A 16,217-nucleotide genomic window follows, 5' to 3' on the forward strand; every position below is an offset into this window, starting at 1 on the left:
ACGGAGAGAACATGCAACGAACATGACGAACAACATTATACATGACGTATTGTTTATATCTCACAGCAGATAAGCAATCACACAACAGAATGCCACACATACGGTCCGCAACAACGAAAAAACAGCCAACGCCAGCAGCGAGCTTCGCGCCATCACCAAAGCATGCAGTTCATGACCTGGGCAATGACATCCGACACGACATCAAAGACCCCAGAAGCCACGGAACCAGACGCCCAACGCATCGCAGCATAGATGTCAGACTGCCATTATACTGACAAATGACTCCAAAATGATATTATTGTTGCAGATAACTACCGAAAGGACACAATCCATGAGCACCGACACCACGCGAGTACAGATACGCACCAGCAAGCAACTCAAGCAACAGGCGACCGAAACATTGGGCCGCATGGGACTGGACATGACGGGAGCCATCAACATGTATCTCCAGCAAATCGTCAACCTGCAGGAACTCCCCTTCACCCCCACCGCCATGGACATCAACACCCAGGCACGATGGGAGGCCGAACACCACGTCGGCGCAACATTCTCCACGGTCGGCGAACTCATGAAAGACCTCAACGGGGATGATTAACGCCATCAGACGTACACCCAGCTTCAAACGCGACTGGAAGAAACTCAACGCCAAACATGCCAATGCGCGAAAACTCGAACAGGCCATCGAATCCATTGTCCGTAACGATGCAAAACTGCTGAGACAACTGCACGACCACGCACTCACCGGGCAGTGGAAAGGGTACCGTGAGCTGCACATCGAAGGAGATTGGCTGCTCATATACCGCATCGAGCACGACACCCTCACACTTGTACTCACACGGACAGGGAGCCACAACCAACCATTCTGACCTCCAGTGTTGTGACCGGAATCAGCATCAGTGTTACCGTCATTACCAAAGCCTTCAGCTGGAGCGCTCTAGGGCCACGGTCCGCACGGGCACCGCACCACTCACGCCCCGAACTTGGTGAAGAGATCATCGCCATTCACCCTGAGACAAAGTCGTTTTCAGACCAAGCCCCACTGACATCGGTGAAGTGCCTGGCGCAACCCGAAACCAGCGTTGTTCGTATTGTTATTGTTCGAATTACCGTCTTTCCTCACATTGAACGCATTGTTCGCGTTGTTCCAGTTAGCAGAACGCATCCAAGAGCCAGAAGCACTATTAGCCAAGATATCTAAATATGACAATAACTTATTTCACCCACATATTCAGCATGACGTTGAGATAGCGTGCTGTCATCACAATCGACCGCCTTCAACCTCAATCATTCAAGGCACAGCAGAACCACGGCGGAAGCGATGCCACCATCATGGCTCAGCGAAACATGCCAGACATACTCAGCTGACTTACGCTCCTTGGCCTCATACTCCGCAGACCTACGCTCCACTGGCTCACACTCAACCGGCTGCTGCGAAGCAATCAACCGCTCGGCAACAGGAGCCGCAAGCATCACGCGCGGTCGGCCGCGGGAATCATCGAGAATCTCTATCTGATGCCAAGGCACACTCTCGATTGAATATGGGTATGCATGATCGGCCAAGGCTTCCGACCAGGCCTTGATGACTGACTCCTTGCCAGCCCAACGAGCCGCGGCGTGCAAAGCCTCGTCATCGTGCTTGAGCGCCGCACGCATGGTGCACTGGCGCAACTCTCGCACCGAGAAAAGCTTGCGCATGGTCGATGACGGTTCACGCCACTGCTGCGCGAATGCATCAACATCCACAACATCATGGCCCAAACCAAGAATTTCGCTCATACAATCACACTCTATCAATGCAAACTGCCCAGCCGAACCTCGATCAGGTCTGACTGGGCAGTATGAATATTCATCTCAGCAACAGCATTAACAGCGTTACCAGCAGCAACATCAGCGCTCGTAGTAGCCGGAAGCGCCGAGTCGAGCATCGGGATCGAGCAGCATGGCCTTCTCAATCTCGTGGCCGTCATAACCGTGTCCATCTTCATGGAAACGACGGTTATCCATCGGCTCATAGAGCGCCGCGCGACCCATCATGCCTTCGATACGATGACGCTGACCGGCAGCAAGACGAGCATTCGCCTTCTCACGCCATTCCTGAAGCGCCTTCTTACCGGCAGTCTTGGCAACGGCAGCCTCGAACGCACCCGGGTTGACAATGGCTCCAATGCCTGAAACGTGGCCGAAACCAAGGGATGTAACCAAACCAGCCTTAACCGTTCCAATGTGCAGGTGTTTGGTCAGCCACACCATATAATCGTCCCGGCGCAGCTTAGGATCGACGCAGTCCAGCGAAGCGTTCGCGGGAACGACTCCCGATTCGAAGAGCTGGGTCAGACCATTGATCTGGAAGATGCAGGCACCGCCCTTGGCATGGCCGGTGAGCGACTTCTGCGAAATCACGAACAGTGGGTTTCCATCAGTGCGGCCGATGGCGTGAGCGAGTGTGTTGTGCAGCTCGGACTCGTTCGGATCGTTGGCATTCGTGGATGTATCGTGCTTTGAAACAACGGTGATGTCGTCAGGTGCAACCCCCAGCTTCGCCAGAGCATGCACGAATTTGGAATCCTTGCCACCGAGACCTGCAGCCAAAGCACCAAGACCCGGAGCAGGAATCGAAGTGTTGCCACCATCAGCAAATGAGTGGATGTAACCGACCACTGCTGCAACAGGCAAGCCCATCTTCAAGGCGATGTCACCACGCGTCACCAGTATGGTTCCGCCACCCTGGGATTCGAGGAAGCCTCCACGACGACGATCGTTCGCGCGAGAGAAGAAGCGAGGAGCAATGCCCTTGTCAAGCATCTCCTGAGCATTCGCCGTCGCGTTCATGTTGCCGAATCCAATGACGGATTCAACGCCAATGTCGTCGATTGCGCCGGTGACCACGAAGTCTGCCTTGCCCAGAGCGATCTTATCGACACCCTCTTCAAGCGAAACCGCAGCCGTCGCACATGCGGACACAGGCTGAACCATGTTGCCATAGCCGCCGATGTATGCCTGCATGACGTGAGCCGCAACAACGTTCGGCAAAGCCTCCTGCAAGATGTCGGTGGGGACTTCCTTGTTGAGGAAGCGATCCAGGTAAAGCTTTCTCATGGAAGACATGCCACCGAATCCGGTGCCCTGCGTGCTTGCGACCATTGATGGATGGATGGACTGCAGAATCTCGACTGGTGAGAAACCAGCGGAAATGTATGCATCCACGGCTGTCACGATGTTCCACAGCGCAATCTGGTCAACCGAGCCGACCATCGAGGCGGGAATGCCCCACTTCAACGGATCGAAGCCCTTCGGGAACTGACCGCCGACCGTGCGGCTCATCGTTGCGCGACGTGGCACGCGAACGACCGAACCCTTGTGGCGCGTGACAATCCATTCGCCCGTCTCGTTATCCTTGCGAATGGAGGTGCGCGTGGCATCGAGCTTCATGTATTCGTCGGCAATCGCCTTGGTTGGCACCGAGAACTCAACGTCATGGTCGATGAAGACATCCTGCTCTTCTTCGTCGCTGCCATCTGAATAGTCGTTACCCATGCCCTCATCGAATGGACGGATGCCGGAGCGGGCCACGACTTCATCGTGATAGCGCTCAGCAATGTCTTCCTCAGGAACAAGATTGCCGTCAGCGTCGTACCAACCTGGCTTCGGGCTGTCCTGCCATGTGAGCAGGCCCATGTTCCAAGCGAGTTCCAGCACACCGGCAGCGGTCAGATCAACCTGACCGTCAGAGTGAATGCCAAGCTCCGCTTCGAAACGAGTACGCCCTGAACCCCAGGGGCCAAGCTCGCCGACGGAAACGATAACGATCTCGTCCTCCGGCTTGGCGCTGACCTGCTTCCAATCTGCCAGATCAACCTGTGGCTGATGAGGCACATGCGGCGTTGGCAGAGCCTTGTTCAGCTTCGCGGCGTGAGCAGATTCGGTATCCTTTGCAGTAGTTTCAGCATTCGCATGCTCAGCAGAATCGTCCTTTGCCTTTGCTTCCGCCCAGAGTGCATTGATATCGAGCGGCTCATTGCCGAGACCACCGGTCAAATCAACGTTCAGAGGAGCTTCAACAGCCTTTGCACGGGACTCCGGCGAGCATAGCTCAACGAGCTTGGCGGCGATTTCAGCGGTCGAATAGGTCTTCAAGCCGTGGCTTTCAACGACATCGACCAGAGGATCGTTGCCACCCATCAGTCCGGTTCCACGAACCCAGCCGATGCGAGGGTGAGCGAAGCTTACGCGAGCTGACCAGTCGGTTTCCGCATGCGAACGATTCACGATCGCATCGAATGCCGACTTGACCTCGCCGTATGCTCCGTCACCGCCGAACATACCTCGGTTTGGAGATCCTGGAAGCACCACATGCAGTCGGTGCTGTACATCGGTATCTGCACCGATGGCCGAGAAGCCTGCGATGGCACGCTCGACACCCCAGAGCATGAGTCGTGCCTGAGATTCGAAGAGCTGGCCGGAATCCGCCATGCTGCCATGAACAGGAGGAGCCGCGAAGGGGAAGAACAGCGTTGGCTCGTATTCGGGCTTCAAGATCGTGGTGGTTGCACCATTCGTCTTCTTCTGCTCGTTGCCGACCCACTTCACGAGTTCATCGACATCGCGGTAGCTCGAAAGATTTGCCGGTACGAGCCATAGTCGGGCATTGCCCACCGCGTGCATGCGGTACGTGTGCTTTGCCCACTCAATCGTCGAATGCTTGAAGCTGTGCGAAGTGGCAACGACCGTTGCGCCGCCTGCAAGCAAATCGGCGACAACCTGAGCCGCAATCGAATGTGGTGCCACACCGGTGACGATGGCGATGTCCTTGGCAAATTCACCCGAACCGTTCTTGGTCGGGGTTTGCAAGGCTTCGTCGGCGATCTTCGTAAAGCGCGCCACCAGAGCGTCATTGCCAGATCGCTTTGACTTGTCAGCGAACCAGACAGCCTGATTATGAACGTCCTTGCCCGCTCCTACGAAGTTCAGCTCAGCGGATGGATCCTCTTCGAAGGCACCGTCATAGTAGATATGAGCAAGATCCTCACGAGCGGATGCCCAACGATCATCGAGCAGCAAAGCCTTATTGGCATCGAAGCGAGGCTCGACCTGCTGCGGCCAGTCGGCACCCAGCTCTGCCTCGACCGTGGCGACCACGGCAGCGTTATCGTCCTCAGTCTCCTGGGGAAGCGGCTGCGATGCACCAATCTGGTTGAGCACGAAGCGAGCGGTCTGCGCGAGCACGCCATCGGAACCGGTGACCTTCTGCGCAAAGGCATCAAGCGCTGCGGAATCGACAACCGAACCACCAGCGGCACCACCTGCACTCGGCAGGCTCACAGCAATGCCATGCTGCTGAGCAACCTTCTGCACCGCCTGATCGACGATTGCATTCGCAGCTGCAAGGTTTGCCACAGCTTCGGTTGGCAGTGAAGCCAAATCACCGCCACGAGCGGAAGCACCCTCACGGGTTTCCAGCACCAGAGCCACAACCGTGGCATACGCCCAGCCAGCTCCCAGTTGCCAGACATCGGTTACGCGCTTCTCGATCTGAGGAACCTTGACACCTGCGGCACCGAACATGGCACGCAGACGGTCTCGAACGATTTCTCCCAGAACCGGTCCGAATGCCTTGTAATTCGGAGCAACCTTGTTCACCAAGGCGTTCAGCGCAGCGATATTGGCATCGGCAGCGCCATCGACGCTTGCCACGCCAAGTTCGGAGCTGATATCCATCAACAGCTGGTTACGCCTGGAAGACACACCGTTCGTCAAGGTATCGGTGGTGTCACTGTCGCCAATCTGATCTGGGCGAAGCTTGCCTGAGTAAGCGAGCAATGCGGCAATGGCATCGGATGCCTTGAATGCGATGTCGGCAGGGCGTTCGCCTGAAGCAGCGGCAGGAGCCGGCGCTGCAGGGGTTGCGGACTGGGCAGCGGCGGCAGGAGCTTGTGCAGCCTGTGCAGCAGGTGCTACGGCGGCAGGAGCTGCCGGTGCTGCACCCTTGGACTCTGCAGAAATTTCCTGAGCAGCATCCATCGATTCATCGTCGGCAACGAGCGAATCGGAATCGGTCATGTACACGCGGCCTTCATCACGACCAACGTTGTACACGGTGACGTGGCGACCGGAGAATTCCGGCAGACGCAGGGTTTTCGCACCAAGGTTGGCGAGCGTTGGAGCATTGCCCAAACCGACCTCAACGTATTCCTCAACACCGAGACCGCCCTGAGCGCGCGAAGCGAAGAGCACGGCCTGCGTTTCAATCCAGCGCACAGGCGAAGCGAACTGCCACGACAGCAACTCGGTCAGCAGCAGACGACCGAGCTTCTGCTCGTCCTCGGCATAGGAATTCCATACGGCATCATCGTCAAGAGCAGCCTTGATGCGTGTCGAAGGAACGACCTCAAGAATCTTCGCAGCAAACTCCTTCGTCATTTCAAACGGAGCAGCAACGAGATTAGGAATGTAACGATCCACGAGACGCTCATAGTCGATATGCTGTGGCAGCAGAGCGTCAAGCTTGTCCCTGAATTCAGGCACGCCCTTGCGAAGCAGCGTGGAATGGAATGGCACATCGATTCCCGGAACGAGCATGAACGGCGGCTTACCACCGTATTCCTTGGCTCTATGCGAAGCATCCGCCTGCAAATATTTCAAGCCTGCGATGGTTCCAGCGATGGCATACTGCTGGCCCGCAAGATTGTAATTCACGATTTCCAGGAATTCGCCGCACTGCTTGCTGACTTCCTCGATGTATGACTTGACATGAGCGTCATCGACGCCAAACTGGTTCGGACGCAACGCTCCCATGCGGTAGTTGGAACGTCCGAAAGCATCGCGGTCAATCAGATGATGCATCGTGGAACCACGGTGGAAGACCAATTCCAGCACCGTTTCCAATGGGATAATGCCAGCAAAGGAACTCAAGGCATTGTATTCACCGAGTGAATGACCGGCGAAGTATGCGGGCCAAATGTCAGAGCCAGCCTCTCGCAGACGGGCAGTCTGTGCAAAGGCGACGGTGGCGAGCGCAACCTGCGTGAACTGCGTCAGGTTCAGCAGACCGTCTGGATGACGATAGGTGACGCCGTTGGCCGTAAGCTGCTTGGGATTATCACGCACGACAGCAAGAATCGAGAATCCAAGCTTCTTGCGAGTCAGCGCATCTGCACGCTCCCATGTTTCGCGGGCTGCAACGGATTTGGCACGTTCATCGAGCACCATGCCCTGCTTCTGAATGCCCTGACCTGGGTAGACGAATGCAGAACGGACTGCTCTGGTGATTGCCGTGCCGCGTGAAACAAGCTGACCGTCGATGCGGCTCGTGACCTCAAGGACCATGCCACCGTGCGAAACCTTGCCGACGCGTTCGACAGAGATTTCGACCGTATCGTTCAACTGCACCATGCCGTACATGTTGTAGGTCCAGCCGACGATTTCACAGTGGAGACCGTTGTCGTCGAATGCCTGAGCGACATGCTGGGCTGTTGCGGAAAGCCACATGCCGTGCACCAGCGGAGCTTTCAAACCGGATACCGCAGCACCGCGTGCCGAGGTGTGAATCGGGTTGAAATCGCCGGAAGTACGCGCGAATGCCGTCATGTTCGAAGGAGCGACGACCTTGACTCTGCGCAGCAGACGGCGTGGAGTGTCAAGCACTTCGTCGGTTATGCCACCGAAGTCAGGTGCCTCCTGCGGAAGTTCAGAGCTGTAGGCACGTCCGCGAATGGCGAAGCGTTCGGTTTCATGAGCGAGAACCGTACCATCCTGAGCGGTGTGAATGACATGAATCGTGACCACACGGCCTGAGACCGACTCTGTGTATTGTTCTGCCCAGCTGGTGAGCGCAATCGTCTCACCGGAGTGACTGAGTAGCTCCTGCTCGTTGACGTCCATGCGAATCAAATGATCCAGATGCACGGCGTTCAGCAGGCCTTCGATGATGGGGAATCCGTCGATGTATACCGAACCCAATGCCGCATAGATTGCGGGCCATGCTGGTCCGACAAGCGCATCTGGGGTGATCTTCGAAGCGACCAGACCGTTGGGCAGGGTTCCTGCGGTTGCGGACTCATGGTCGAAGCCAAGATTTTCAGCGAAGGTGTAGCTGGTGTGGGCGATGCCGAATGGATAGGCTTCCTTGTCGGCGTTCGGCTCGATTTCAGGCATGGCGGTGAGCTTGTCACCGGTGATGCTGGTGTTGCCGATGCCTGCGGTCGCTGCAAGCATCTGATAGACATGCTTCGGCAGGCGATCACGGTCAACGACGGGGAAGAGACCGGACTGTGCACCGTCAACGACCAGAGGGATGACGATGTGGCGCACGGCATGCTTGCTTACGCCACGGTCAGGATCGTTGTCCCAGAAGGTATCGAGATGAATGTCAAGGTCAAAGAGCTGGCGGGTTGAGTCGGCATCCGCCTTCGTGTCTGCAACGGGAACGATTTCGTAGTAGGGATCTCCGATTTCGGTGCCGAATGCAGGATTGTCCATCAGATGGCCGACCCAGGAAATATGCGGGCTGCGGCGGATGAACTCTTCAGGCGTTGCGGAACTGGCAAGCTCAGAGAAGGCCTTGGTGGTTTTTCCACCGGCGTTGTGCTTGACGCGCTGGATCGATGCATCCTCAAAACGCCCCAAAATGTGTGCAACCGGCTCATCCTTGGTGGTGATGCCTCCCACGGAGATTGGTCCGGGAATGATTCGGACAGAATCGGCGCTATAGCGTGAATCTTCGGACTGCCAGAGCTGATCCTGACCCCACCAACGCAGCAGATCGTTGTCGATGACCGGCACGAATGGCATGGGCTTGGGATATTCGCGGACCAGAACGGGGAACCAGGCAACGTCGGTTGGCGTGACGCGAATGTCGCTGACCTGCGGATATTCCTTCTTCAATTGCTCGATTGCCGCATGCGGGTCGGCTATGCTGGCGCGATCTGGGAAGAGCGAGACGAATTCGCCACTCTCCTGCTTGCAGACACGAGCCTCGATGCGCTTGAGCAGATGCAGGAAGCGGTCGGCATAGGTGCCGTCAGCCCATGGGTAGGCAAGTTCGACAAAGCGTTCTGCCCACTGCTCATAGGTCATCGAGTCAAGGTCGCCGAAGTATGGCTTGGCTGTTTCGTCCAAGGCCTTGATGATCTCTTCGCGGCGTGATTCGAGTTCTTCTGGATGCTTCATCAGGCGAACGAGCAGACGGCCGCAGCGAGCGGAAGAGTTTTCAAGCTCGTAAATATCGGCATGCAGGTGGCTTAAGCCTGATGTGACGCCTCCCACGGCCTTGCCGCTTGGCACCCACTTCTCACCGATTGGCGCGAATGGGTCAGCATCCGGCGTGTTGTCGGTGATTCCTGGCGTATCCACCAGCATCTGCTTGACCTGAGGGCTGGTATGGGCTTCCTTCGCCGTCATTGCTGCGGTGCCCACCAACACGCCGTCCACCGGCATGTCGCGCAGTCCGTAGGCGTGTGCCCACTCGCCTGAAATGTAATCGGCAGCGCGTTCAGGCGTGCCGATGCCGCCACCGGTGACGAGCACCAGATTGTCGCATGAGCGAACCTCGGCGTAGGTGTTGATCAGCAGATCGTCAAGCGATTCCCATGAATGGTGTCCGCCTGCGGCTCCGCCTTCTATCTGAATCAGTACCTTGGTGGGCGCGACAGCCTGTGCGATGCGAACGACCTGATGAATCTGATCGACCGTTCCCGGCTTGAAGCATACGAAGGGGAAGCCGTCGGCCTGAAGCGATGCAATGAGCTCCTTGGCTTCATCCAATTCAGGAATGCCCGCAGAGATGACGACACCATCGCAGGGCATGCCGGATGCACGCTTCTTGGGAACGATCTTCTGCGTGCCGAAATGCAGATTCCACAGATAGCGATCCATGAACATGGCGTTGAACTGTATGGTACGACCCTCTTGCAGCTCTTTCTCTAGCTTGGCAACATGGCCGTCGAAGACTTCAGAGGTGACCTGACCGCCACCGGCAAGCTCGGTCCAATACCCTGCATTCGCTGCTGCCGCAACGATTTCAGGCTCAACGGTGGTTGGAGTCATGCCTGCGAGCAGCACCGGTGGCTTGCCGGTGAGCTCGCTGAACTTGGTGCGAATCTTATCGCCTGCAGGAGTGCTGATGATGCTTGGCGCAAAGCGCTTCCAGTCCTGGGTGCGTTCTGGCGAAGTCTCCAGCGTCGCGAGCTTGGCGCGGCTGGCGGCTGTTGCCGCTTCGACGATGCCTGCGCCACTGCCCTGAAGCAGTGGTGTGGTGATCTTGCCAAGGGTTGTTCCTGGTCCAAAGTCCACGATCCACAGCTTGGTTGGATCCGTGTCTTTGAGCAGGGCATCGACCTCGCCCACCCAGTCAACCGGGGTGACCAGCACTTCCTGAGCCAGGGTGCGCGTGCGCGCAGCATCAAGGCCGCACTGCTGCGCCCAGTCAACCGTCATTTCGACGGCTTCCTTCATCAGCGGTGAATGGAATGGAAGCGTAACCTCAAGATATTCAAGAACAGGGTTGAAAACGGCTCCTCCGCGAATCTTCTCTTCGCGAAGCTTTGCCTGATGGCGATGCTCCTTGCCAACCTCTACGGCGAAAGCTTCGAGGTCGCTGGGATAGCCCGAAAGAACCTGGTGCGTCGGCGCATTCGACACGGCAATGACGATGGGTCCGCGTGGTTCAGCGACACGGGCAATCAAGGTTTCGACTTGCTTGCGCGTGGCTCCCTTGACTGAAAGCATCGGCGTCGATTCACCATGGGAAATCAAGGAAATCTGACGGGTCTTGCGCGTTCCCGCTGCACCGATCAGCATGGCGATGGCAAGAATCTCATCGATTCCTGCTGTTGCAGCGTTGATCGAGCCTGCGGCGACAATCTGCTGCACCATGTGAGCGGCGATAACACCTTGTGAATGTCCGAGCACTGCCGTTGCCTTCGCGGTTGCAATGTCGTAGCCAAGATTTGCCGCATCAAGCATGGCACCAAGCTGGGTCAGGGCAATTCCTGGAACGCTTGCCGATGCGTCGGCTGCGGCTCCTAGCTTTGCCGTGTTCGTCTTGAAGCCAAAGATGTCAAGCGGACGACCATTGGTGGCCATGAGTGACGAATAGACAGGGAACAGAAGCCGTTCCGCCGCCTTCACATGATCCTTGAGACCGGTCTCAAGCGTGGGGTCGGTGGTCAATTCTGCCAAAGCAGTCGTCCATGGCGTGGACTGCCCGCCGAAAATAACGGCATGCGGTTCGCTGCTCAGACGATTGAGGAAGAATGTACTGCTTGTCATAGTGTTCCTTTGCCTTCTTGTGTGCTGCACATGTTGAAACGTTCTGTTTCTTACTGTTGCGTGTATTGCTGTCTTAGATTGTGGTGTCATAGGTACTGCTGGTTGCGATGTCAGCGGTTTTGCTGCTTGCGATGTCGCTGCGCGTTCGCGTTAACACGGTTACAATGGTTGGTTCCCGTGATGCTTGTCGCTATGCGAGACGCGGCGCTTGGATGCGAGCATGGCAAGCGATTCCTCGATGACCTCCCGCGTCTGCTCTGGATCGATCATCGCGTCAATCTCTCCCATTTCAAGCGAAAGATTGGCATTCACCGTGCTTGCCTCATATTCATCAGCCAGCTTGCTGCGCAGAGCTTCGACATCCTGCCCCGCCTCCTTGGCTTTCTGCAGATCCTTGCGATGAATGATGTTGACCGCTCCCGTAGGCCCGAGTACGGCTATCTGCGATGTCGGCCATGCAAAATTCATGTCGGCACCGATGGATTTCGATCCCATGACGATGTAGGCGCCGCCGAATGCCTTGCGCAGGATGACGGTGACCATCGGAACCTGTGCGTTCGCATAGGCGTAGATGACCTTGGCACCGCGACGAATGATGCCCGCATGCTCCTGATCGCTGCCCGGCTTATATCCCGGAACGTCAACAAGGGTAACGACTGGCAGATTGAACGCGTCACACAGGCGCACAAAGCGGGCAACCTTCTCGGACGCATCCACATCAAGAATGCCAGCGCGCACATTCGGCTGATTGGCGACGATTCCGACCGGCTTGCCTGATATGCAGGCAAAGCCCACTACTGCTGACTGGGCAAACAGCTCCTGAACCTGCACGAATTCGCCGTAATCCACGATGGCGCGAATCACTTCGAGCACATCGTAAGGCTGACGGTCGTTCGCAGGGACGATGGTTTTCAAGCGCTTCGCGGCTTCATGCTCGGCATGACCGGATGCGTAGGCATAGGTGGGAGCCTTTTCGTCGCTGTTCGACGGCAGGTAAGCCAGCACCGTGCGCGTGTAATCGATGGCATCGGCCTCGTCCTCGCCAAGATAGTGGGCGACTCCCGATTGCGCATTGTGAACGTAGCCGCCACCGAGCTCATCCATGCTGATCGTTTCACCAGTCGCAGCCTTGACCACGTCCGGCCCTGTGACGAACATGTTGGAATTCTCTTTCGTCATGATGATCAGATCGGTCAGTGCCGGGCAATACACGGCACCACCAGCACAGGGTCCAAGAATGACGGAAATCTGCGGAATGAAGCCACTTGCCTGGCAGGTTTTGCGGAAGATATGACCGTATTGAGTCAATGCCGCAACGCCCTCCTGAATGCGGGCGCCACCGGAATCGATAAGGGCCACAACCGGGACCTTCATCTGCATTGCCATATCCAGCAGATGGCAGATCTTCAGCCCTTCGGCCTGGCCTATCGTGCCGCCACGCACGGAAAAGTCCTGCGCGTACACGCCCACCATGCGTCCATAGATTTTGCCGAAACCGGTCACGACGGCAGAACCGGCCTTGCCTTTGTTGATGTTGCCGCCTGAAAAGCGTCCCATCTCTTCGAAGGTGTCGGCGTCAAACAGCAGGTCGAGACGTTCGCGGGCCGTGTGCTTGCCCTTGCCGTGCTGCCGCTTGCGTGCCGTCGTTTCGGCTTCCCGTGCGAGCTGAGCCGCCTTGATGATGGCATCGCGAACGGGTTGCTTGATCTGAGCCTTGCTGTCGCCGTTCGAAATCTGCTCTACGGCAGCCTGCGCGGTTTCTCGTTTGATAGCTTCCACCGCTGCGGCCGCATCGGCCTTATTGGGCTTGCTTTGAGACTTGCCGTCTCGGGCATCACCTGAAACATCGGCCAAAGCATCGGCCTTGCTCTTCGAAGTTCTGCGAAGGATTCGTTCTTCGATTGCGCTCACAATGTCGGTCATGCTTCACCTCCTTGCTTGCCTGAATTCTGCGAATCCTCTGACTTGGCGATATCAAGCTTGACCAAGGTTTCACCCGGATCCACGCCATCGGCAACGCTGACCATGATCTTTGAAACTACACCCTTGGCTGGCGCGTACACGTAGTTCTCCATCTTCATGGATTCAAGGACCACCATCAGATCACCCTTCTCGACCTGCTGACCTTCCGCGACATTGATACGGGTGACTACCGCCTGCATTGTGGCGACGATAACGCCGGCTCCCTGCTGATTCTGGCTGGCCGACTGCTTGGTCACATCGTGCAGCCCTTGACCTCGAAGCGGCTGCGTTGCTCTGCGAGCGCCTCGGGAACTTGCCCCACCTACTTCCATGCCTGCGAACATGCCTTCGGGGAGTGCAAGCTTGACGCGCTTGTCATCCACCTCGATGGTGAAGGTTTCGACGCTTGTACGATCCTCGCCGGCCGCGTCGCTACCTGCTTCTCCACCATTGCTTTCAGGGGCAGACATTGAAGCTGGCTGACCGGTTGTGGTCGTCTTGGGTTCGACGTTCAGATAGTTGCGTTCGAGCCATTTGGTGGTGACGTCGAAGCTGTGGTCTTCTGCCGTAAACTCTGGATTCGTAAAAATCTTCTGGAATAGCGTTGCCGGTGTCGGCACGCCTTCGATGCTCATTTCTCGTAATGCTCGACGTGCTCGTGCGACTGCTCTGAGTCGATCCTGGGCTGTGATAATGACCTTGCCCATCATGGAATCGTCCTTGGGTGAAACGGTATCGCCAACCTCAACACCAGAATCGATGCGGATGCCCGGACCGGTTGGCCAGGTGATCGCCTCAAGCGTGCCCGAGCTTGGTGTCAGATTGGTCGCTGGATCCTCGCTGGTGATGCGCAGCTCGAAGCTGTGGCCGCGTGGTTCGGGAGCTTTGGTCAGTGAAGCGCCGTCAGCGATATCAAGCTGTTCACGAACCAGATCGAGTCCGCAGACCTGTTCGCTCACGGTGTGTTCGACCTGTAGACGAGGGTTCACTTCCATGAAGTAGACCTTGCCTCGGCTGACCAGAAACTCGCAGGTGCCCAAGCCCACGTATCCGGCCGTTTCGAACAGACGATGCGAGAAACCTTCAAGCTGGGATTTGACGTCGTCGCTCAGGAATGGGGCCGGTGCCTCTTCGACAAGCTTCTGGTTTCTGCGCTGCACCGAGCAGTCACGGGTGGAGTACACCGTGAAGTTGCCGTGGGAGTCGCGTCCTGACTGCGTTTCGACATGGCGAGCCTTGTCAACGAACTTCTCGATGAAGTAGTCTCCCAGATCGCCGCCCTGAAGAGCATCGTGATTCATGTAGAAGGCGCGCAGCTCGTCATCGTTGTGGATGGGGGTGATGCCTCTGCCGCCACCGCCATCGGCTTTCTTCATCATGACCGGATAGCCGTTCTGGTTCGCGAAGTCGAGCAGCACCCGCATATCGCTTACGGGTTCTGCGATACCAGGCACGACTGGAACCTTGGCTCGTTCGGCAACCTTGCATGCCGTGATCTTGTCGCCGAGTTCTTCCAACACATGCGGCGAAGGGCCTACCCAGGTGATGCCCGCGTCGATGACCTTGCGTGCGAAGGTTGGGAATTCCGAAAGGAAGCCATATCCCGGGTGCAAGGCGTCAGCTCCTGCACGCTTGGCGACGTCGACAATCAGATCTTCATTCAGATAGGTCTGCAGATTGGTGTCGCCCGGCAGCAGATATGCTTCGTCCGCCATCTGCGTGTAGGGCGCATTGCGATCCTGCTCGGCATAGACTGCAACCGTTTCGATTCCCATCTCCTGTGCTGTTCGCACCACTCGAAGGGCAATCTCACCGCGATTCGCGATCAACAGCTTCTTCATGACATCCTTTCTTCACTGCCTGTGCAGCTTGACAAACTTTGCATATGATGATTTCCCGCAGTGCTGCGGCACACGGACCGGCATGAACGTGATGCTGACGCATGATCGTTGGTTGCGTCATGCACGTTGCCGCTTCCCACCTTCACACATTCCCACCTTCACACTGTTAGGCGCTTGCATTGGAGAGCACCCCGACATCGGCTGTCGTGACCTCGTGGCGACGGCCATCATGTCCCAGAATGGTAAGCGAGGCATCATCGTTGATGGAAAGCGCCCGACCGATCAGCAGCTTGTCTGCGGCCAGATGTGCCTGAACCTGCTTGCCAAGCGTCCAGCTGCGCTGCCTGACTCGTTCCAACAGCCGGGGTACGGCCTCAGCAGGATCGCTCATGAAGCTACTGAATTCCTTGCGAAGATGACGCGTGGTGGTGCAGACGATTTCATCACGAAGCTCGGCGTATGGGGGCAATGGTGAGTACTGCAATTGCAGTGATGTGGACATGTCTATCGGAAGGTCTTCTTGGGCGACGAACAGGTTCATGCCTATGCCGATGACCAGCACCGCAGAATTCGTATCGCACGGAATCATTTCGCTCAGGATTCCCGCCAGCTTGCGTCCTTGGCAGAACACGTCGTTAGGCCATTTCAGCATGAATTGATTGTCTGGGTTCAATGCCTGCAAATCGTGCCTGTGGGCAACCTCGTCAAGCGCATCGATCAGCGCAAGCCCGCAGAGCGTCGTGAGCCAGCCTGAGAAGCGTGCATCAAGCAGTTCTCGGTTCACCGGCACTGCCCATGAGCTGAGCAATGATTCGCCGGGCTTATTGAACCAGGTGCGACCCTGCCTGCCTCGGCATTTGGTCTGCATGTCCGAAATGGCTATGCTGATGGGCAATCTGCGGTCGTCTTCAGCGTCGAAGTTCTGCGTTTCTGATTCAGATCGTTCAAACAGGTGTTCCACGCAATCGGATGCATTCGTGAATTCGCTTGCTGCAACTGCACGGGCAATCAATGAGTTGGTTGAATCAACGCTGTCAAGCAGCTTTACGGTTGATGCCACTTTCTCTGTTTCAGGGGCTGAAATTGGCCAGTTACAGTCTTGATAGGGCATGTTTTCCAAAGTATCAACAGACTATGGGGTTGCAACAG

Annotated in this window: 5 protein-coding genes and 3 pseudogenes; 2 read left to right on the plus strand and 6 right to left on the minus strand. The window is 56.8% G+C overall.

The annotated features are described in order from the left end of the window. Positions 1-331 precede the first annotated feature (331 nt). Together QN215_RS07905 and QN215_RS07910 are read left to right on the plus strand one after the other, a co-directional pair. Complete coding sequence (locus QN215_RS07905) at positions 332-595, plus strand: type II toxin-antitoxin system RelB/DinJ family antitoxin (protein WP_369343775.1); 264 nt, start codon at positions 332-334, stop codon at positions 593-595. Beyond that, positions 588-866 (plus strand): type II toxin-antitoxin system YafQ family toxin, encoded by a 279-nt coding sequence (locus QN215_RS07910; RefSeq protein ID WP_369343776.1) that lies wholly within the window; start codon positions 588-590, stop codon positions 864-866. The genes QN215_RS07905 and QN215_RS07910 overlap by 8 nt, the downstream gene beginning before the upstream one ends. Before the next feature lie 418 nt (positions 867-1,284). Here QN215_RS07910 and QN215_RS07915 read toward each other — a convergent pair whose 3' ends face one another. From QN215_RS07915 to QN215_RS07935, 6 genes and pseudogenes are all read right to left on the minus strand, one after another. Beyond that, positions 1,285-1,776, minus strand: a complete 492-nt coding sequence (locus tag QN215_RS07915; RefSeq protein WP_369343777.1) for a holo-ACP synthase — start codon at positions 1,774-1,776, stop codon at positions 1,285-1,287. A 111-nt stretch (positions 1,777-1,887) separates the two neighbouring features. Further along, positions 1,888-4,815: pseudogene (locus QN215_RS10090) on the minus strand (beta-ketoacyl synthase N-terminal-like domain-containing protein); the annotation flags it as partial. Positions 4,816-6,005: 1,190 nt separating this feature from the next. After that, a pseudogene (locus QN215_RS10095) lies at positions 6,006-11,265 on the minus strand (fatty acid synthase subunit beta domain-containing protein); the annotation flags it as partial. Between the two features lie 159 nt (positions 11,266-11,424). Next, positions 11,425-12,966, minus strand: a pseudogene (locus tag QN215_RS07925) (acyl-CoA carboxylase subunit beta); the annotation flags it as partial. 218 nt (positions 12,967-13,184) lie between these two features. After that, positions 13,185-15,068, minus strand: coding sequence for a biotin carboxylase N-terminal domain-containing protein (locus QN215_RS07930; RefSeq protein WP_369343779.1), 1,884 nt, complete (start codon positions 15,066-15,068; stop codon positions 13,185-13,187). A gap of 166 nt (positions 15,069-15,234) precedes the next feature. Further along, positions 15,235-16,128, minus strand: a complete 894-nt coding sequence (locus tag QN215_RS07935) for a biotin--[acetyl-CoA-carboxylase] ligase (protein ID WP_369343780.1) — start codon at positions 16,126-16,128, stop codon at positions 15,235-15,237. Positions 16,129-16,217 lie beyond the last annotated feature (89 nt).

The sequence above is a fragment of the Bifidobacterium sp. WK041_4_12 genome, from assembly GCF_041080795.1.
Lineage (GTDB): Bacteria > Actinomycetota > Actinomycetes > Actinomycetales > Bifidobacteriaceae > Bombiscardovia > Bombiscardovia aquikefiricola.

Excerpts from the sequence above, each read along its gene's own strand:
- QN215_RS07905 (WP_369343775.1), top strand. The coding sequence starts at position 332 with ATGAGCACCGACACCACGCGAGTACAGATACGCACCAGCAAGCAACTC.
- QN215_RS07910 (WP_369343776.1), top strand. The coding sequence starts at position 588 with ATGATTAACGCCATCAGACGTACACCCAGCTTCAAACGCGACTGGAAG.
- QN215_RS07915 (WP_369343777.1), bottom strand. The coding sequence starts at position 1,776 with ATGAGCGAAATTCTTGGTTTGGGCCATGATGTTGTGGATGTTGATGCA.
- QN215_RS07930 (WP_369343779.1), bottom strand. The coding sequence starts at position 15,068 with ATGAAGAAGCTGTTGATCGCGAATCGCGGTGAGATTGCCCTTCGAGTG.